Source organism: Oryzihumus sp., from assembly GCF_054325275.1.
Genome location: NZ_JBTCWL010000034.1, coordinates 1 through 17,650, shown reverse-complemented (window position 1 = coordinate 17,650; position 17,650 = coordinate 1). Strand labels below are relative to the sequence as shown.

At 70.5% G+C, this 17,650-nt stretch carries 18 protein-coding genes; 9 read left to right on the top strand and 9 right to left on the bottom strand.

Annotated elements, in window-relative coordinates; genetic code table 11:
• Positions 1 to 14 precede the first annotated feature (14 nt).
• Genes ACXVGS_RS10520 through ACXVGS_RS10495 form a run of 6 tightly spaced genes read right to left on the bottom strand, consistent with a single transcriptional unit; the run spans position 15 to position 6,817 of the window.
• Positions 15 to 1,262: a saccharopine dehydrogenase family protein gene (locus tag ACXVGS_RS10520; RefSeq protein WP_458536928.1), complete on the bottom strand. Its 1,248-nt coding sequence runs from the start codon at positions 1,260 to 1,262 to the stop codon at positions 15 to 17.
• Position 1,263: 1 nt separating this feature from the next.
• Positions 1,264 to 2,055, bottom strand: a complete 792-nt coding sequence (locus ACXVGS_RS10515; protein ID WP_458527604.1) for an ABC transporter permease — start codon at positions 2,053 to 2,055, stop codon at positions 1,264 to 1,266.
• 1 nt (position 2,056) lies between these two features.
• Positions 2,057 to 2,971 carry an ABC transporter permease gene (locus ACXVGS_RS10510; RefSeq protein WP_458527605.1) on the bottom strand — a complete coding sequence of 305 codons (915 nt, stop codon included), beginning with the start codon at positions 2,969 to 2,971 and terminating at the stop codon, positions 2,057 to 2,059.
• The gene (locus tag ACXVGS_RS10505) at positions 2,971 to 4,116 is read right to left on the bottom strand and encodes an ABC transporter ATP-binding protein (protein ID WP_458527606.1); all 1,146 of its coding nucleotides are present in this window, start codon (positions 4,114 to 4,116) and stop codon (positions 2,971 to 2,973) included. The genes ACXVGS_RS10510 and ACXVGS_RS10505 overlap by 1 nt, the downstream gene beginning before the upstream one ends.
• A 1-nt stretch (position 4,117) precedes the next feature.
• The gene (locus tag ACXVGS_RS10500) at positions 4,118 to 5,341 is read right to left on the bottom strand and encodes a polyamine ABC transporter substrate-binding protein (RefSeq protein ID WP_458527607.1); all 1,224 of its coding nucleotides are present in this window, start codon (positions 5,339 to 5,341) and stop codon (positions 4,118 to 4,120) included.
• A 27-nt stretch (positions 5,342 to 5,368) separates the two neighbouring features.
• Positions 5,369 to 6,817 carry a gamma-aminobutyraldehyde dehydrogenase gene (locus ACXVGS_RS10495; protein WP_458527608.1) on the bottom strand — a complete coding sequence of 483 codons (1,449 nt, stop codon included), beginning with the start codon at positions 6,815 to 6,817 and terminating at the stop codon, positions 5,369 to 5,371.
• Positions 6,818 to 6,995: 178 nt separating this feature from the next.
• Between ACXVGS_RS10495 and ACXVGS_RS10490 the strand changes: the two genes are divergently transcribed.
• The 6 genes from ACXVGS_RS10490 to ACXVGS_RS10465 all read left to right on the top strand — a co-directional run bounded on the left by ACXVGS_RS10490 (position 6,996) and on the right by ACXVGS_RS10465 (position 12,942).
• Positions 6,996 to 7,505 (top strand): Lrp/AsnC family transcriptional regulator, encoded by a 510-nt coding sequence (locus ACXVGS_RS10490; protein ID WP_458527609.1) that lies wholly within the window; start codon positions 6,996 to 6,998, stop codon positions 7,503 to 7,505.
• Positions 7,502 to 8,938 (top strand): aspartate aminotransferase family protein, encoded by a 1,437-nt coding sequence (locus ACXVGS_RS10485; RefSeq protein WP_458527610.1) that lies wholly within the window; start codon positions 7,502 to 7,504, stop codon positions 8,936 to 8,938. The genes ACXVGS_RS10490 and ACXVGS_RS10485 overlap by 4 nt, the downstream gene beginning before the upstream one ends.
• 114 nt (positions 8,939 to 9,052) lie before the next feature.
• Complete coding sequence (locus tag ACXVGS_RS10480; protein WP_458527611.1) at positions 9,053 to 9,670, top strand: PadR family transcriptional regulator; 618 nt, start codon at positions 9,053 to 9,055, stop codon at positions 9,668 to 9,670.
• Positions 9,671 to 9,725: 55 nt separating this feature from the next.
• On the top strand, positions 9,726 to 10,685 hold the full coding sequence (locus ACXVGS_RS10475; RefSeq protein ID WP_458531187.1) for an ATP-binding cassette domain-containing protein: 960 nt from the start codon (positions 9,726 to 9,728) through the stop codon (positions 10,683 to 10,685).
• A gap of 11 nt (positions 10,686 to 10,696) precedes the next feature.
• Complete coding sequence (locus ACXVGS_RS10470) at positions 10,697 to 11,449, top strand: ABC transporter permease (RefSeq protein ID WP_458531186.1); 753 nt, start codon at positions 10,697 to 10,699, stop codon at positions 11,447 to 11,449.
• 110 nt (positions 11,450 to 11,559) lie between these two features.
• Entirely contained in the window at positions 11,560 to 12,942 is a 1,383-nt protein-coding gene (locus tag ACXVGS_RS10465) for an NAD(P)/FAD-dependent oxidoreductase (protein WP_458527614.1), read from the top strand.
• An 88-nt stretch (positions 12,943 to 13,030) separates the two neighbouring features.
• On the opposite strand, the gene ACXVGS_RS10460 is transcribed toward ACXVGS_RS10465, so the two are convergent.
• A complete protein-coding gene (locus ACXVGS_RS10460) occupies positions 13,031 to 13,855 on the bottom strand; it encodes a sterol desaturase family protein (protein WP_458527615.1) in 825 nt (274 codons plus the stop codon).
• Entirely contained in the window at positions 13,855 to 14,592 is a 738-nt protein-coding gene (locus tag ACXVGS_RS10455; protein WP_458536927.1) for a FadR/GntR family transcriptional regulator, read from the bottom strand. The genes ACXVGS_RS10460 and ACXVGS_RS10455 overlap by 1 nt, the downstream gene beginning before the upstream one ends.
• Before the next feature lie 124 nt (positions 14,593 to 14,716).
• Between ACXVGS_RS10455 and ACXVGS_RS10450 the strand changes: the two genes are divergently transcribed.
• Positions 14,717 to 15,334: a class I SAM-dependent methyltransferase gene (locus tag ACXVGS_RS10450; protein WP_458536926.1), complete on the top strand. Its 618-nt coding sequence runs from the start codon at positions 14,717 to 14,719 to the stop codon at positions 15,332 to 15,334.
• A gap of 54 nt (positions 15,335 to 15,388) precedes the next feature.
• Here ACXVGS_RS10450 and ACXVGS_RS10445 read toward each other — a convergent pair whose 3' ends face one another.
• On the bottom strand, positions 15,389 to 15,853 hold the full coding sequence (locus ACXVGS_RS10445; protein WP_458527618.1) for a hypothetical protein: 465 nt from the start codon (positions 15,851 to 15,853) through the stop codon (positions 15,389 to 15,391).
• A 143-nt stretch (positions 15,854 to 15,996) separates the two neighbouring features.
• Between ACXVGS_RS10445 and ACXVGS_RS10440 the strand changes: the two genes are divergently transcribed.
• Both ACXVGS_RS10440 and ACXVGS_RS10435 read left to right on the top strand, forming a co-directional pair.
• Entirely contained in the window at positions 15,997 to 16,356 is a 360-nt protein-coding gene (locus ACXVGS_RS10440) for a YciI family protein (protein WP_458531184.1), read from the top strand.
• A 262-nt stretch (positions 16,357 to 16,618) separates the two neighbouring features.
• A complete protein-coding gene (locus ACXVGS_RS10435; protein ID WP_458536925.1) occupies positions 16,619 to 17,605 on the top strand; it encodes a hypothetical protein in 987 nt (328 codons plus the stop codon).
• Positions 17,606 to 17,650 lie beyond the last annotated feature (45 nt).

Below are 17,650 nucleotides of genomic sequence, written 5' to 3'. Positions count from 1 at the left end.
GGCCGCCCGCACGCTCACCGGTCCTGCTGACCCCACGGGGAGCCGTAGCCCTTGGGCGCGGGCGCCTGGAGCAGGTCCAGGAAGGGCACCGCGTCGAAGGACTCGGGCCCGCGCACCCCGGCGCCGGACCAGGCGCCGGTGGCGAGCAGCTCGAGGGCCACCACGGGGTTGACGGCGGTCTGCCAGACCACGCACTGGGCGCCGTACTCGCGCATTGCCCACTCGTTGTCGACGACGTGGTAGAGGTAGACCTCGCGCGGCCGGCCGTCCTTGCCGGTGCCGGTGACCCACAGGCCGGCGCACGTCTTGCCGGTCATCCGCGGGCCGATCGTGGCCGGGTCGGGCAGGCAGGCGGCGACCACGTCGCGGGGCGAGACCTCCACTCCGCCGACGCGGACCTTCTCGGTGCGGTCCAGGCCCAGGGTGTGCAGCGTCCGGAGCACGCCGATGAACTCGTCACCCAGGCCGTACTTGAAGGTCACCCGCTTCGCGTCGACCCAGCGCGGCATGAGGAGGACCTCCTCATGCTCGACGTTGACGCACTCCACCGGCCCGATGCCCTCAGGGAAGTCGAACACCTCGGGCTCGGAGAACGGCGGCGTGGTGAACCAGCCCCGGTCCTTCTCCCAGATGACCGGCGGGTTGAGGCACTCCTCGATCGTGGTCCAGATCGAGAAGCTCGGGGCGAAGATCTCCTCGCCGGCCTCGTTGGTCACCGACAGGTTGGCACCGTCGCGGGTGCCGAGCTCCTCGATCTCGCTGAACAGGTGGTCGGCGGCGTAGCGGGCGAACACGTCGGACAGGCCGGGCTCGACGCCCATGCCGACCAGGGCCAGGCGCCCGGCGTCCTCCCACTGCTGCGCGACCGCGAACTGGGCGTCGCCGAGCTTCTCCCCCGACTCCTCGTAGGGCCGCTCGGGGTGCGGTCGGCTCAGGCTCATCGCCATGTCGAGGTAGTCGGCGCCGGCGGCCAGCGCCCCCTCGAAGACCGGCATGACGAAGCGCGGGTCGACCGCGTTGAGCACGTGCGTGATGCCGTGCTCGCGGGCCAGCCCCGCCACCGCCAGGCTGCTCGAGGCATCGACCCCGGCCGCGACCAGCCGGGACTCCCCCTCGCGTCGGGCGGAGGCCGCCGCGACCGTCGCACGGGCGCGTGCCTCGTCGTAGTCGGCCACGACCATGCGCTCGAAGAAGTCACGCTCGACCGCGATCCGCGCGACCGCGTCGCCGACCCCACCGGAGCCGACCACCAGAACTCTCATCTCACGCCACCCTTGCGCGTCGGCTGCCGACCAGCTGCGCCGCACCGACGATCAGCAGCGAGGCCAGGAACATGACGGTGCCGATGACGTTGATCTGCACCGGTGTGCCGCGCTGCGCGGCACCCCAGACGTACATCGGGAAGGTCACCGACGCAGGGCTGGCGTTGAAGTTGGTGATGATGTAGTCGTCGAAGCTCAGCGAGAACGACAGCAGCGCACCTGCGGCGATGCCCGGGGCCACCAGCGGCAGCGTGACCTTGGTGAAAGTCTGGTACTCGTTGGCGAACAGGTCGGCCGCCGCCTGCTCCAGCCGCGGGTCGAGCGAGGCGATCCGCGCCTTGACGGTGACCACCACGAACGACAGGCAGAACATGATGTGCGCGATGAGGATCGTCGTGCGCCCCGTCGGGATGCCGAGCGCGATGAACAGCGTCAGCAGGCTCGAGCCCATGACCACCTCGGGGGTGGCCATCGGCATGAAGATGAGCAGGTTGGTGCCGGCCCGGCCCTTGAACCGGTAGCGGCCCAGGGCGAACGCGACCGCGGTGCCCAGGATGGTGGCGGCGATCGAGGCGATGATCCCGATCTGCAGGCTCAGTCCGAGCGCGGAGCACATGCCGGGAGCGCCACAGGGGTTGAGCCACGCGTCCAGCGAGAACTGGGTCCACTGGTAGTTGTAGCGGCCGTTCGGCTTGTTGAACGAGAACAGGATGACGACCATGTTCGGCAGGAGCATGTAGAACAGCACCAGGAACGCGACGATCGCCAGGACGTGCCTGCGGATCCATGCCATCTCAGACCAGCTCCTCGGTGCCGCTGCGGCGCACGTACAGCGCCACGAGCAGCACGATCGTCAGCATGAGCACGAACGAGAGGGCGGCCGCGGTCGGGTAGTCCAGCACCTGCAGGAACTGTCCGTCGATGACCTGGCCGATCATCACCGTCTGGGTGCTGCCCAGCAGCCGGGAGTTGATGAAGTCACCGGTGGCGGGGATGAACGTCAGCAGCGTTCCCGCCACCACGCCGGGCAAGGACAGCGGCCAGATCACCCGCCGGAAGGACTCCACCGGCGAGGCGTAGAGGTCGTGGGCCGCCTCCACCAGCCTCGGGTCGAGCCGCTCGAGGTTGGCGTAGAGCGGCAGGATCATGAACGGCAGGAAGTTGTAGGTCAGCCCGCAGATCACCGCGAACGGCGAGCTCATCAGCTGGTCCGTGCTCGTCAGGTGCATGGCCTGGAGCAGGTCGGTGAAGTGGATCCTGCGCGCGAAGCTGGTGACCACGCCGTCGTTGTTGAGGATGATCTGCCATGCCAGCGTGCGGATGAGGAAGCTGGTGAAGAACGGCGCGATGACCGCGACCAGCAGCAGGTTCTTCCACTTCCCGGCCTTCTGCGCCATGAAGTAGGCCAGGGGGTAGCCCAGCACCAGCGCCAGCACGGTGGCCGACCCGGCGTAGATGAGCGAGCGCAGGAACTGCGGCCAGTACAGCGACAACGCTTCGGTGTAGGTCTGCCAGTTCCACGTCATCGTGTAGCCGGTGTCGACCGACCCGGTCTGCAGCGACTGGGAGGCCAGGGAGAGCGTGGGCAGCACGAAGAAGATGACCAGCCAGAGCAGCCCGGGCAGCAGCAGCAGGTATGGCGTCCACCGTCCGCGGCGAGCCGGCTTGTGGTGCTCGCTCGCCGCGGCCAGGGCGCCGATCTCGGCCACTACGCCGCCCCGGTGTCGTCGGCCTGGTCCTGGGCCCCGGCGTGGGCGTCCTGCCGGGAGTCCAGCGCGAAGCCGTGCTCGGGAGCCCAGGCGAGGGTGACCGACGTGCCCACGGAGGCACGCGGCATACCGTCGTTCTGCTGGACGACGGCGAGCTCCTGACCCCAGGGAAGCCGGACCAGGTAGTTGGTGGCGAGGCCGGTGAACGATGCGTCGGTGACCGTGCCGGTGAGGGTGTTGAGCCCGTTCTCCATCCCTGTGGCTCTACCGCCGTCGACGAGACGCAGCTTCTCCGGGCGCACGCCCAGCCACATGGTCTGGACGCCCTCGACCAGGCGAGGGGTGGGCAGGCGGAGCTTGACACCGTGGACGTCGAGGTCGGCCAGCTCGCCCGGGGTGCCGACCACCTCGGCCTTGAGCAGGTTGGACTGGCCGAGGAAGTTGGCGACGAACGTCGTCGCGGGGTTCTCGTAGAGGACGCCCGGGTCGCCGACCTGCTCGAGCCGCCCGGCGTTCATCACCGCGATGGTGTCGGCCATGGTCATGGCCTCCTCCTGGTCGTGGGTGACGTGCACGAAGGTGATCCCGACCTCGGACTGGATGCGCTTGAGCTCGATCTGCATCTGACGACGCAGCTTGAGGTCGAGCGCGCCGAGGGGCTCGTCGAGCAGCAGCACGTCCGGCCGGTTGACGATGGCCCGGGCCAGGGCGACGCGCTGCTGCATGCCACCGGAGAGCTGCGCCGGCTTCTTCTTGGCGATGTGCGCCAGCTGAACCAGCTCGAGGGCCTCCATCGCCTTGGCCTTGTAGTCGCTGACCCCGCGACGGCGCAGGCCGAACGTGACGTTGTCCAGGATGCTCAGGTGCGGGAAGAGCGCGTAGCTCTGGAAGACCGTGTTGACGTTGCGCTGGTAGGCCTTGGTGTCGGTGATGTCGCGCTCACCGATGAGGATGCGACCCACCGTGGGCTGCTCCAGGCCGGCCACCATGCGCAGGGTGGTCGTCTTGCCACAGCCGGACGGGCCGAGCAGGGCGAAGAACGACCCCTGGGGGATGACCAGGCTGAGGTTGTCGACAGCCGTGAAGGTCTCGTAGCGCTTGCTGATGTCGATGAGGCGCAGGTCGCCTGCGGATTCAGTTGCCATGTCAGCCGGAGATCAGCGCCTGGAACTTCTTGTTGTACCTGGTCTCCGTGGCCGCATCGAGGCCCTTGAAGACCTGCGCCCGGGCGAGCACGTCCGCGCTGGGGAAGATCAGCGGGTTCTGGGCGACCGAGGGGTCCTGCTTGGCGAGGATCTCCTTGGCGCCCTTCACCGGGGCGATGTAGTTGACGTAGTCCACCACCTGGGCCATCACCTTCGGGTCGTAGTAGTAGTTGATCAACCGCTCGGCGTTCTTCTTGTGCTGGGCGAGCGCCGGGATGACGAAGTTGTCCGACCAGAGCGTGAAGCCCGTCGTCGGCAGGGTGTAGCCGAGGTTGGGGTTGTCGGCCTTGAGCTGGACGACGTCACCGGTCCACGCGAAGCACGCCGCGGTGTCCCCGGCGGCCAGCGGCTTGGTGTAGTCGTTGCCGGTGAAGCCCTTGATCTGGCCGGCGTCCTTGGCCTTCTGCAGCTCGGCGATCGCGGCGTCGAAGTCGGCGTCGGTGAAGGTCGCGAGCTTCTTGCCCATGGCCATGAGCACGAGGCCGACGGTGTCGCGCATCTCGGTGAGCAGGGTGACCTTGCCCTTGAGCGTCGGGTCGGTGAGCAGCTGGTCGACGGACTCGACCTTCCTGCCGCCGGTGGCCTTGGGGTTGAAGGCGATCCCGGCGAAGCCGCTCTGCCACGGCAGCGTGTAGAGGCGGCCGGGGTCCCAGGGGACGTTGCGCAGGGAGTCCTCGACGTTGTCGTGGTTGGGCACGTTGGCCAGGTCGAGCTTCTGGGCGTAGCCGAGCCGGATCAGCCGGGAGGCCATCCAGTCGGTGCTGACCCACACGTCACGGCCGGTGTCCTTGCCGGCGGCCAGCAGCGGCCGCACCTTGGCGTAGAACTCGTCGTTGTCGTTGTAGTCCTCGGTGTAGTTGACCTTGATGCCGGTCTGCTTGGTGAAGGCGTCGATCGTGGGACGGCGCTGGGTCTTGTCGTCGACGTCGATGTACTCCGGCCAGTTCGACCAGTTGACGACCTTGTCGGTCTCGGACAGGTCGGTCGGCGCGGCCTTGGCGGTCGGGGTGCCACCCCCGGCGGCGGCGCGACCCTTGGAGCCGCAGGCGGCCAGGGCCGCGACGGCGGCGATCCCCGCCGCGCTGCTCATCAGGGTCCGGCGTGAGACCAACCCGCGGGCGAGCGCGGCCGTCAGCTCGGGAGGGAGGGGGTTCTGCTCGTTCATGCCGGTGCTCCTTGGGGTGCTGACGGGTCAGCCGTCGATGTTGGCCATGACGTGCTTGATGCGGGTGTAGTCCTCGAAGCCGTACATCGAAAGGTCCTTGCCGTAGCCGCTGTGCTTGAACCCCCCGTGCGGCATCTCGGCGACGATCGGGATGTGGGTGTTGATCCACACGCAGCCGAAGTCGAGGCGCTTGCTCATGCGCATGGCCCGGCCGAAGTCCTTGGTCCACACGCTGCTCGCCAGGCCGTACTGCACGCCGTTGGCCCACTCCAGCGCGGTGGCCTCGTCGGTGAAGCGCTGGGCGGTGATGACCGGGCCGAAGATCTCCTTCTGGATCACCTCGTCGTCCTGCTGCAGCCCCGAGACCACCGTGGGCTCGAGGAAGTAGCCGTCGCCCAGGCCAGCGGCGCGCTTGCCGCCGGCGGCGATCATGGCGTGGTCGGGCAGGCGGTGCAGGAAGCCCTCGACGTTGGCCAGCTGGGTGGCGTTGTTGACCGGGCCGAAGAGCGCGTCCTCGTCGTCGGGCAGGCCGACCTTGGCGTTGTTCTTCGCGTACTCGGCCAGCGCTGCGACGAACTCGTCGTGGATGCCGCCCTCGACGAGCACTCGGGTGGCCGCGGTGCAGTCCTGGCCGGCGTTGAAGTAGCCGGCGGTGGCGATCGCCTCGACCGCGGACTCGATGTCGGCGTCGTCGAAGACGACCACCGGCGCCTTGCCGCCCAGCTCGAGGTGGACCCGCTTGACGTCGCGCGAGGCGCTCTCGGCCACCTGCATGCCAGCCCGCACCGAGCCGGTGATGGCGACCATCGCCGGGGTCGGGTGCTCGACCAGCGCGCGGCCGGTCTCACGGTCGCCCATGACGACGTTGAACACGCCGGGCGGGAAGAACTCCGCGGCGATCTCGGCCATCAGCAGGGTGGTCTCCGGGGTGGTGTCGCTCGGCTTGAGGACGACGGTGTTGCCGGCGGCCAGGGCCGGGCCGATCTTCCAGACCGCCATCATCATGGGGTAGTTCCACGGGGTCACCTGGCCGATGACGCCGATCGGCTCACGCCGGATCCACGAGGTGTGGCCCTTCAGGTACTCCCCCGCCGCCTTGCCCTCCAGCACCCGGGCCGCGCCCGCGAAGAAGCGCAGCTGGTCGACCATCGGCGGGATCTCCTCGCTCGCGGTCAGCGCGTGCGGCTTGCCGGTGTTCTCCGACTCGAGCCGGACGAGCTCGTCGCCGCGCTTCTCGATCGCGTCCGCGAACCGGCTCATCGCCAGCTGCCGCTCGCTGGGCGTGGTGTCACCCCACACCTCGAACGCCTTGGCCGCGGCGGCATAGGCCCGGTCGATGTCCGCGGCGCCCGACACCGGGGCCTGTGCCACCACCTGGGCGGTCACCGGGTTGATGATGTTGGAGGTGGAGACCGTCTCTGCGTCGACGTACTCGCCGTTGACGAAGTTGCGCAGGACACGAGGGCTGGAAGTCACGAAAGCGCTCCTGGTCGGTGCGGATACCGGTGTGTCGCACTGTAACCACAATCCGGCCCTTTCCAACAGAGTCAGCCGGTCGAAGTTAACGAATCCGTAGCATTCCGCAACGTGCACCGACGGATTCCGTAGCACACCGACTTGCCAAACCCCACGGCATACCGCCACGATCTAGGGCGTGAGCTCTCCTCGCAGGTCTGCGCCGCCCCCGGGGCGGCCGACCGACCGACGCGCCAACGGCGGCGGGCTCGATGATGTCGCGAAAGCGATCATCGAGCACCTGCAGGAGGACGGCCGGCAGTCCTACGCCACCATCGCCAAGGCGGTGGGGCTCTCCGAGGCGGCGGTCCGGCAGCGGGTGCAGCGCCTGCTCGACGCCGAGGTCATGCAGATCGTCGCGGTCACCGACCCGCTCCAGGTGGGCTTCCGCCGCCAGGCGATGATCGGCATCCGCGTCGACGGCGACATGTCGCACGTGGCCGACGCCCTCTCGGCGATGCCCGAGGTCTCCTACGTCGTCACCACCGCCGGCAGCTTCGACCTGCTCGCCGAGGTCGTCTGCGAGGACGACGACGAGCTGCTCGACCTGCTCAGCCGTCGCATCCGCACGCTCTCCGGTGTCCAGACCACCGAGACGTTCGTCTATCTCAAACTCAACAAACAGCACTACAACTGGGGTACCAGATGACCGAGCCCACTCCCGTCTACGAACCCTCCTCCGACCTGCGCACGCCCAGCGGCACGCTCTACTCGGAAGCGGCGCGGGACCACCTGTGGATGCACTTCACGCGCCACTCCACCTTCGAGGACCGCAGCGAGGGCGGCGCGGGTCACACCGTGCCGATCATCGCCCGCGGCGAGGGCGCCTACATCTGGGACGACCGGGGCAAGCGCTACCTCGACGGCCTCGCCGGCCTCTTCGTCGTCCAGGTCGGCCACGGCCGCGCCGAGCTCGCCGAGGCCGCGGCGAGGCAGGCCCGGGAGCTGGCGTTCTTCCCGCTGTGGTCCTACGCCCACCCGCGCGCGATCGAGCTCGCCGAGCGGCTGACCCAGCACACCCCCGGCGACCTCAACCGCGTCTTCTTCACCACCGGCGGCGGCGAGGCGGTCGAGACCGCGTGGAAGCTGGCCAAGCAGTACTACAAGCTCGTCGGCAAGCCCACCAAGCACAAGGTGATCAGCCGCGCCGTGGCCTACCACGGCACCCCGCAGGGTGCGCTGTCGATCACCGGCATCCCCGCGGCCAAGGAGATGTTCGAGCCGCTGGTCCCCGGGGCGTTCAAGGTCCCCAACACCAACCAGTACCGCGCGCCGGAGCACCTGCGCGAGGACAGCAAGGCCTTCGGGCGCTGGGCGGCCGACCGGATCGCCGAGGCGATCGAGTTCGAGGGGCCGGACACCGTCGCCGCGGTCTTCCTCGAGCCGGTGCAGAACTCCGGTGGCTGCTTCCCGCCCCCGGAGGGCTACTTCGAGCGGGTCCGCGAGATCTGCGACGAGTACGACGTGCTGCTGGTCTCCGACGAGACGATCTGCGCCTTCGGCCGGATCGGCGACATGTTCGCCTGCAACGACTTCGGCTACACCCCCGACATCATCACCTGCGCCAAGGGCATGACCTCGGGCTACTCCCCCATCGGCGCGATGATCGCCAGCGACCGGCTGTTCGAGCCGTTCAAGCAGGGGACGAACTACTTCCCGCACGGCTACACCTTCGGCGGCCACCCGGTCTCGGCGGCGGTGGCGATGGAGAACCTCGACATCTTCGAGCGCGAGGGCCTCAACGCCCACGTGCACGAGAACGCCCCGAAGTTCCGCGCCTCCCTGGAGAAGCTGCTCGACCTGCCGCTGGTCGGCGACGTCCGCGGCGAGGGCTACTTCTACGGGATCGAGCTGGTCAAGGACAAGGCCACGCGCGAGACCTTCGACGACGCCGAGTCCGAGCGGCTGCTGCGCGGGTTCCTGTCCAAGGCGCTGTTCGACGCCGGCCTCTACTGCCGCGCCGACGACCGCGGGGACCCCGTCATCCAGCTGGCCCCGCCGCTGATCATCGGCCAGGCCGAGTTCGACGAGATCGAGCAGCGGCTGCGCGGCGTCCTCACCGAGGCGGAGAAGCACCTCTGACCCTCGGCTGACAGGCCAGGAACGGCCCGGGTCCGGCTTCCCCTGCGACGGACCCGGGCCGTTTCGCGCCCGGAAGTGGTCAAGGTTGACCACGGCAGGGGTTACTGTGCGCCCATGTCGACGACGCGGCTCATGGTGCTCGGCGTGGTGCGCATCCTGCAGCCCGCCCACGGCTACCTGCTGCGCCAGGAGCTGCTCAGCTGGGACGTCCAGAACTGGGCCAACATCCAGCCGGGGTCGGTCTACAGCGCCCTGAAGACACTGACCTCCGGCGGCTACCTGGCCGAGGTCGAGCCGGCCGGCGCGGTGAGCGGCGGCGGCAAGGCGGCGCGCACGGCATACCGGCTGACCCCGCAGGGCGCGGCGGAGTTCGAGCGGCTGCTGCGCGAGCACCTGTGGGACGTCGACGTCATCGACGGCTCCCGGCTGATGGCGGCGATGTCGTTCATGTGGGCCCTGCCGCGCGCGGAGGTCCTCGACGCCCTGGCCAACCGGGTGACCCAGCTCGAGGGCCAGCTCGGTGGCACGCGTGCCGGGGCCGGCCAGGCGCTGAAGAACCCGGAGATGCCCGAGCACGTGCAGGAGCTGTTCCTCGTCACCGCGGCGCGGATCCGTGGCGAGCTGACCTGGACGAAGGGGGCACTCACCCGGATCCGGGAGGGCGCCTACGCGTTCGCCGGGGAGGACCAGTCCTGGCTGCCGGCCTCGGCGAGGGCGGCGGCACCCACCTAGCCGGATCCGGAAAAGCGCTTGACCGCGGACTATTCAAACTTGAATAGTGATCCGCATGATCACTGCACGCGGCCTGTCCCGCAGCTTCACCACCAAGCGCGGCGTCGTCGAAGCGGTCAAGGGGGTCGACTTCTCCGTCGCCGAGGGCGAGATCGTCGGGTTCCTCGGCCCCAACGGCGCCGGCAAGACGACCACCTTGCGCATGCTCACCACGCTGATCGACCCGACAGCGGGCGAGGCCACCGTCGCCGGCTGCGACCTGCGCACCGACCCGGTGGGCGTCCGCCGCCGGATCGGCTACGTGGCCCAGTCCGGCTCGACGCTGCCGGAGGCCCGGGCAGGCGAGGAGATCGTCGACCACGCCCGGCTCTACGGGCTCTCCCGCGAGGTCGCGACGAAGCGGGGCGCCGACCTGTTCACCCAGCTCGACCTCGACGGGCTCTGGGAACGCCAGTGCCGCTCCATGTCCGGCGGCCAGCGGCGCCGGCTCGACATCGCCATGGGACTGGTCCACGAGCCGTCGCTGGTCTTCCTCGACGAGCCGACCACCGGGCTCGACCCGCAGAGCCGGGCCAACCTGTGGGAGCACATCCGCGGGCTGCGCGACCGGCTCGGCACCACCGTCTTCCTCACCACGCACTACCTCGACGAGGCCGACGCCCTGGCCGACCGGCTGATGGTCATCGACCACGGCACGATCGTGGCCACCGGCACGCCGGCCGAGCTCAAGCGGCAGGTCTCCGGGGACGCGGTCAGCGTCGTCGTCTCCGACGCCGGGAGGGTCGAGGACGCCGTGCGCGCCGCCAAGGAGCTGCCCGGGGCCGAGGGCACCCTGGCCGACGGCGAGACCGTGCGGTTCCGGATCGAGGACGGCGGGGCGGCCCTGCCGGCCCTGCTGCGCCGGCTCGACGCCGACGGCATCGCGCTGACCTCGGTCGAGGTCCGCCGGCCCACCCTCGACGACGTCTTCCTCTCCCTGACCGGGCGCTCGCTGCGCGACGAGCCCGCCGCCTGAAAGGCCCAGCCATGACCTTCCTCCGCGAGTGCCTCATCGTCTTCTCCCGGGCGATGCGCCTGTCCCTGCGCAACCCGACCTGGATCATCATCGGGCTGACCCAGCCCATCCTCTACGTCGTGCTCTTCGGCCCGCTGCTGGAGAAGCTCGGCGGCCAGCTCGGCGGCAAGCCGTGGCAGGTGTTCGTGCCCGGCATGCTGGTGCAGCTCGGCATCTTCGGCGCGATGTTCGTCGGCTTCGGCCTCGTCGCGGAGTACCGCGCCGGCGTCATCGAGTCGATGCGGGTCACACCGGCCAGCCGCACCGCCCTGCTCGTCGGCCGGGTGATGCGCGACGTCGTCGTGCTCGTCGTCCAGGCCCTGCTGCTCACCCTGGTGTCGATCCCGTTCGGCTTCCGGGCACCGGTCGGCGGCGTCCTGGTCGGCCTGCTGCTGGTGGGCCTGCTCGGCGCGGCGTTCGCCTCCCTGTCGTATGCCGCGGCGTTGCGCCTCAAGAGCGAGGACGCCCTCGCGCCCCTGCTCAACGGCCTGGCCGTCCCGATGCTCCTGCTGTCGGGGATCATGCTGCCGATGAGCCTGGCCCCGGTGTGGCTGCAGCGCGTGTCCGACGTCAACCCGCTCAAGCACGTCGTCGAGGGCGCCCGCGCGATCTTCCGCGGCGAGCTGGACACGTCGGCGAGCTGGTGGGGCCTGGGCTGGACGGTGGCCCTGGTCGCCCTCGGCACGTGGTTCGGCACGCGGATCTTCCGCAAGGAGTCCGCCTGACCCTCGCAAACCCGAGAGAACACCGCTGCGCCCGCGTTTCGGCCCTGTCCGGGGCTCGAAACGCGGGCGAAGCGGTGTTCGGTCGAGGAGGGCTCGGTTAGCGTGACCACGTGCCGGCGACCGATCAGCCTTCCCGCCAACTCGAGCCGCTGTGGTGGGACGGGCTCGACGCCCGGCGCACCCGCCCCGCCCTGACCGGCGACGAGGTCGTCGACGTGTGCATCGTCGGCGCCGGCTACACCGGGCTGTGGACCGCCTTCTACCTGCTCGAGGCGGACCCCTCCCTGTCGGTCCTGGTGGTCGAGGCCGAGCACGTCGGCTTCGGCGCCAGCGGGCGCAACGGCGGCTGGTGCTCGGCGCTCTACCCAGTCGGCCCGGCCACCCTGGCCGCCGAGCACGGTGAGCAGGCCGCCCGCGACCAGCACGCCGCGCTGCGCGAGAGCGTCGACGAGGTCGGCCGGGTCGCGACCGCGGAAGGCATCGACTGCCACTACCGCAAGGGCGGCACGCTGGTCGTCGCCCGGGGCCGGGCCCAGGCTGCCCGGGCCCGCGCCGAGGTCGAGGAGTCGGCCCGCTGGGGCACCGGCACCACCTGGCTCGGCCCGGACGAGGCGCGCGAGCGCCTGGCCGCGCAGGGGCTCTCCGGTGCGACCTTCAACCCCAGCTGCGCGCGCATCCACCCCTACCGCTTGGTGACCGGACTGGCCGCCGCCGTCGAGCGCCGCGGCGGCCGCATCGCCGAGGGCACCCGCGTCGGCACGATCGGCGAGCGCCGGGTGCAGGTCGTCGGCGGGCCGGTCGTGCGGGCCCGCCACGTCATCCGGGCCACCGAGGCGTGGAGCGCCCGCCTGCCCGGCCTGCGCCGGGTCGTCGCCCCGGTCTACAGCCTCGTGGTCGCCACCGAGCCGCTGCCGGCGAGCACCTGGGAGCGCCTTGGGCTGGCCCAGCGGGAGACCTTCAGCGAGCACCGGCACGTCATCGTCTACGGCCAGCGCACCGAGGACGACCGCCTGGTCTTCGGCGGGCGGGGCGCGCCGTACCACTTCGGCTCCGGCATCAGCCCCGAGTTCGACCGTGACCCCGGGGTGTTCGAGACGCTGCGCCGCTCGCTGCGGGACATGCTCCCTGCGCTCGGCGACGCCGCGTTCACCCACGCCTGGGGCGGGCCCCTCGGTATCGCGCGCGACTGGCACCCCAGCGTCCGCTACGACCCGGCCACCGGGGGCGGTTGGGCCGGCGGCTACGTCGGCGACGGGGTGGCCACGGCCAACCTCGCCGGGCGCACGCTCGCCGACCTGGTCACCGGCGCGAGCAGCGCGCTGACCCGGCTGCCCTGGGTGGGACACCGCTCCCGCCGGTGGGAGCCGGAGCCGGCCCGGTGGCTCGGGGTCAACGCCGGCCTGCGCCTGGCCACCCTGGCCGACACCGAGGAGCGGCTCACCCACCGCCCCGCCACGCTGGGCCGTGCCCTGTCCGCCCTCACCGGCCACTGAGCCGGGAGAACCCTGACGCGAGCTGCCAACGAGGCGAGCGCACCGCGCGAGCCGGCCCACCGGCATACCGCCGAGCGGGAGTGGCCCGTCAGCCCGGGCGCCAGCCGGGGCCACGCAGCAGGAACGAGACCCGGTCCCCCCACCGGCCGGTGGCCCGCACGTCCTGCCAGATGGCGAGGTACTCGTGCGTGGCCACCACCAGCGGGTTGTGCGAGCGCAGCTGCTTGGTCAGGCCGTAGACCACCCGCTCCCCCTCCGCCTCGAACGTGCGGAACAGGCGGTCCCAGACGATGAGGATCCCGCCGTAGTTGCGGTCGAGGTAGGCCTGGTTGGAGCCGTGGTGCACCCGGTGGTGGGAGGGCGTGTTCATGACCCACTCGACCGGGCGCCACAGCCGCTCGACGCGTTCGGTGTGCAGGAGGAACTGGTAGAGCAGGCTGACCGACTGCTGCAGGAAGATCGCCCACGGCGGGACCCCGAGCACGGCCAGCGGCAGCCAGAACGGCAGGCCGCCGAAGGGTGTCCACGTCTGCCGCAGCGCGGTGGAGAAGTTGTAGTGCTGGCTGGAGTGGTGCACCACGTGGCTGGCCCACAGGATGCGGACCTCGTGGTGGGCGCGGTGGTACCAGTAGTAGGCCACGTCGTCGGCGAGGAGGATGAGCACCCACGCCCACCACACGCCCGTGTCGAGCCGCAGCGGCGTCCAGGCCCAGGCGGCGGCGTAGGCCACCAGCGCGACCGCCTTGTAGCCCACACCGACCACGACGCTGCCCAGCCCCATCGACAGGCTGGTCACGGTGTCGCGCACCTCGTAGCCGACCTCGTCGTCGTCCGGGGCGAACCACAGCGAGGCGACCTCGACCGCGATGAACAGCAGGAAGAACGGCACCGCCGTCAGGATGATGTTGACCATCACGCGCTCCGGGTCCGGCGCCGGGCCACCCGCCGGGTGTGCCGCTCCAGCGCGGTGACGGCCTGGCTCAGGATCCGCCCGGCCACCTCGGCGGACCGGTCCGGTTCCCCGGCGGCGATGGCCTCGGCGAGCTCGGCGTGCGGGGTCCGGTCGCTGCGGTCGTCGGCGAGCAGCTCATCCATCAGATCGGGGTTGGCGTCGATGGCGTGCACGAGGCTGTTGAGCGAGAGCCGGAACGCGAGGTTGTCGCTGGCATCGACCACCTCCGCCCAGAAGGCGCGGTCCGTGCCGTCCGCCGTGCCGTCGTGCCCCCGGTATGCCGCGGCGGCAGCGACGATGCGCTGCCTCGCCCGAGCGTCGGCCCGGGTCGCGGCCAGCCGGGCCGCCTCCACGCCGATGCAGCGCCGCATCTCCAGGCCGTCACGGATCAGCCGGGTGCGTGGCTCCTCCTCCCCGGCGCGGGCGAGGTGGGCCAGCAGGTCCAGCCCGGCGGTGCGCCGGACGTCGAGGACCTGGGTGCCCCCGCCGTGGACCACGCGGACGAAGCCTGCCTCCTGGAGCCGCTTGACCGCCTCACGCACGGCGTGCCGGTTGACCGCGAAGGACTCGGCCAGCTGACGCTCCGGCGGCAGAAACTCCCCCGGGGCGAAGCGGCCGTCGAGCACCGCGTCCCGCAGCTCGTGGAAGACACCGTCGGAGACCGACTGCCGGGGCACGGGGGCGAAGTCTGGGCTCATGCGGCGACGGTAGAGGCGTGCACATCAACAGATCAAGAGGTTGGACCAATATGCGGACGGGGACGTATCGGACACCTCGCCGGAGCGGCGGACAGCGCGCACGCACCGCCCCTAGGGTCGCGACATGACGCAGTCCCCCGAGAGCACCGACACCGCGACGCTCGCCACGTGCGGCGCCGCCGCCGGTGCCGACGTCGAGGGAGCGCCTGCCGCACCGCCGGACCGCCTCACGGCCGTGTTCGACCTGCTCGCCACCCATGTCCGGCCGCCGGCGACGCTGCTGGAGATCGGCAGCGCCACCGGTCGCGACGCCGACCTGCTGGAGGAGCGGGGCTACGCGGTCAACCGCACCGACGCCGCCTCCTCCTTCGTGGCCCTGCTGCGCCGGCGAGGGCTGGCCGCCGACCGGCTCAACGTGCTGACCGACGAGGTCCGGGGAACCTACGACGTCATCTACGCGAACGCCGTCTTCCTGGACTTCAGCCGCGGCGAGCTGGTCGGCGTCCTGGCCCGCATGCTGCCGCACGTGCGCGCCCGGGGGCTGCTGGCCTTCACCGTCAAGGGAGGCACCAGCGAGGGCTGGGGCACGCACCAGCTCGACCTGCCCCGCCACTTCACCTTCTGGCAGGAGCCGGCCCTGCGGCAGCTGGTCGCCTCCACCGGCTGGCGGGTGCTCGAGCTGACGGCGGAGACCGTCGGCGACACCGAGTGGCTCACCGTCATCGCCCGTCCGGCCGTCTGACCCGCTATCTCGCCGGCTCTTCGAGAAGTGCACGCGGTGAGTGCGTGCGGCAGATCAGTGCGTTTCCGGGCGGCGGGCAACGGCCTCAACACCAAGTCCTGTGAGACCGAGAGCTACGAGCAGTGCCGACGGCAGCAGGAGTGGAGAGCGCCACGGCTCGAAGGCGCCGTAACCCTGAACGGCGTCGGCCAGGGCCACGGCCGTCGCAGCCCCGACGACAAGTTCGACGATGCTGAGGATCAGCGACAGCGAACCGCCACGACCATCGTGTGCGCGTCGGAGACCGTGGACTGCCGAGCACGTGAAGAGCGTGGCGGCCAGCACGAGCAACAGCCCCAATCCGAGGAAGACTCCGTCCAGCTCGGCGTTGGGCGCTCGGCCGGCATCGATCATCACGCCGGCGAGAACGAGAGCAGCCCCACCGACCAGCAGGTGGCCAAGGCTGATCACGCTACGTGCGGCGCCCCGGGGCCGCCCGTCGGTTCCCATGAACCATGGAAGCACGGCCAGCACGAGCACCGGTACTCAGCGTCATGAGCACCGCTCCTCCGCAAACCGACAAGACGGCGCCGAAGAATGGCCCACTTCCGCAGCCGACGACTCGTAGTCTGGGCACTCCGCTCACAGCGCTGGCATCTGGACCATCACCGAGAGGACCCGCCGTGCCCGAATACGTCGTCATGTTCCCCGCAGACAACGAGGCAGAGTGGGAGGCCGGCACCGAGGCCGACCGTCAGGCAACGTTCGACACCGACTACGAGTTCGGCCAGCTGCTCGCCGCGCGTGGTGGCGCCGTGACCGGTGGCGCTGGGCTGACTCACAGCGGGCAGGCAAGGACGATCAAGCGTGGACCCGACTCGCGCCCGCTCGTCACCAAGGGTCCTTTCGCTGAGGGCGTCGAACAGCTGTCCGGCTTCTTCATCGTCACCTGCGACGACTACGACGCGCTCGTGGAAGCCGCAGAGGTGCTGGTCCGGGCGCACCCCGTGGTGGAGATCCGCCCGGTCACGGAGTGGGACTGACAAAACAGCGCGTCCAACGGCCAAGGCTTGTGGCAGTCCCGGACGTCACTCTTCGCGGCAATCCGGATGTTCGGCGACAGGTCCTGGGCCGGACATAGGTGCCCTCTGTTTACTCAACTGCACCGTTGTCCTTGCCACAGGTTCGGCACTTGGACACGGACTGGCGACGCCATGCAGTCATCACGTCGCGAAAGAGCAACACCCCGCCGGATGGCAGCCATTCCGGCCGCGCACCGTCCGGAACAGCTCTACATTGCCGACCATGGATGAGAACGCGCTGGACCCGGGCATCGGCACGCCGCACGTGACGACGGCTCAGCTGGACTGGATGCTCGACTCCGACCCGGCGATCCGCTGGCAGGTCCTGCGCGACCTGACCGACGCGTCGGCCGCCGAGGTGGCCGCGGAACGCGCCCGCGTGGCGACGCAGGGCTGGGGCGCCCGGTTGCTCGCCGCACGGGACCCGGACGGCCAGTGGATGGGTGGTGCGTGCTTCCCGGGCCGTGGCGAACCGCCGCAAGCCGGCCACCAGCCGTGGACCTCGACGTTGCCGGCGATGATGGAGCTCTACGACTTCGGGCTCGACCCGACCACCGACACCGCGCGCGAGATGACCGCCCTGGTCGCGTCGAACTGCCGCTGGGAGTACAACGACGAGCCCTTCTTCACCGGTGAGGTCGAGCCCTGCATCAACGGCCGGACAGTGACCCTGGGCGCCTACTTCGGTGCCGACGTCGACGACCTCGTCGCCCGCCTGCTCACCGACCGGCTCGACGACGGCGGATGGAACTGCGGGACCGAGGATGGCTCGACCGTGTCCTCGTTCGCGTCGACGATCAACGTCCTCGAGGGCCTGCTCGAGTACGAACGGGCCACCGGCGGGTCGGAGGAGCTGCGCGCCGCCCGGCGCGGCGGTGAGCAGTACCTGCTCGACCGGTCACTGTTCCGCCGCAGGAGCACCGGCTCGGTGGCCGTTGAGGCCTGGCTGGAGTTCTCGTTCCCGACCCGGTGGCAGTACGACGTCCTGCGGGCCTTGGAGTACTTCCGCGTGGCCGACGTCAGGGACCCGCGCCTGGGTGAGGCAATCGAGCTCGTCCGCCGCAAGCGTCAGGACGACGGCACCTGGCTGCTCGAGAACACCCACCCCGGCGCCGTCCACGTCGAGCTCGAGCAGGGCGACGGCCGCCCGAGCCGGTGGAACACGCTGCGGGCGACCCGGGTCCTGTCCTGGTGGGACACGCCGGGCTGAGGCAGCGGCACGCCACTGCCCACCGCTTGCTGACCGCCGGGTCCT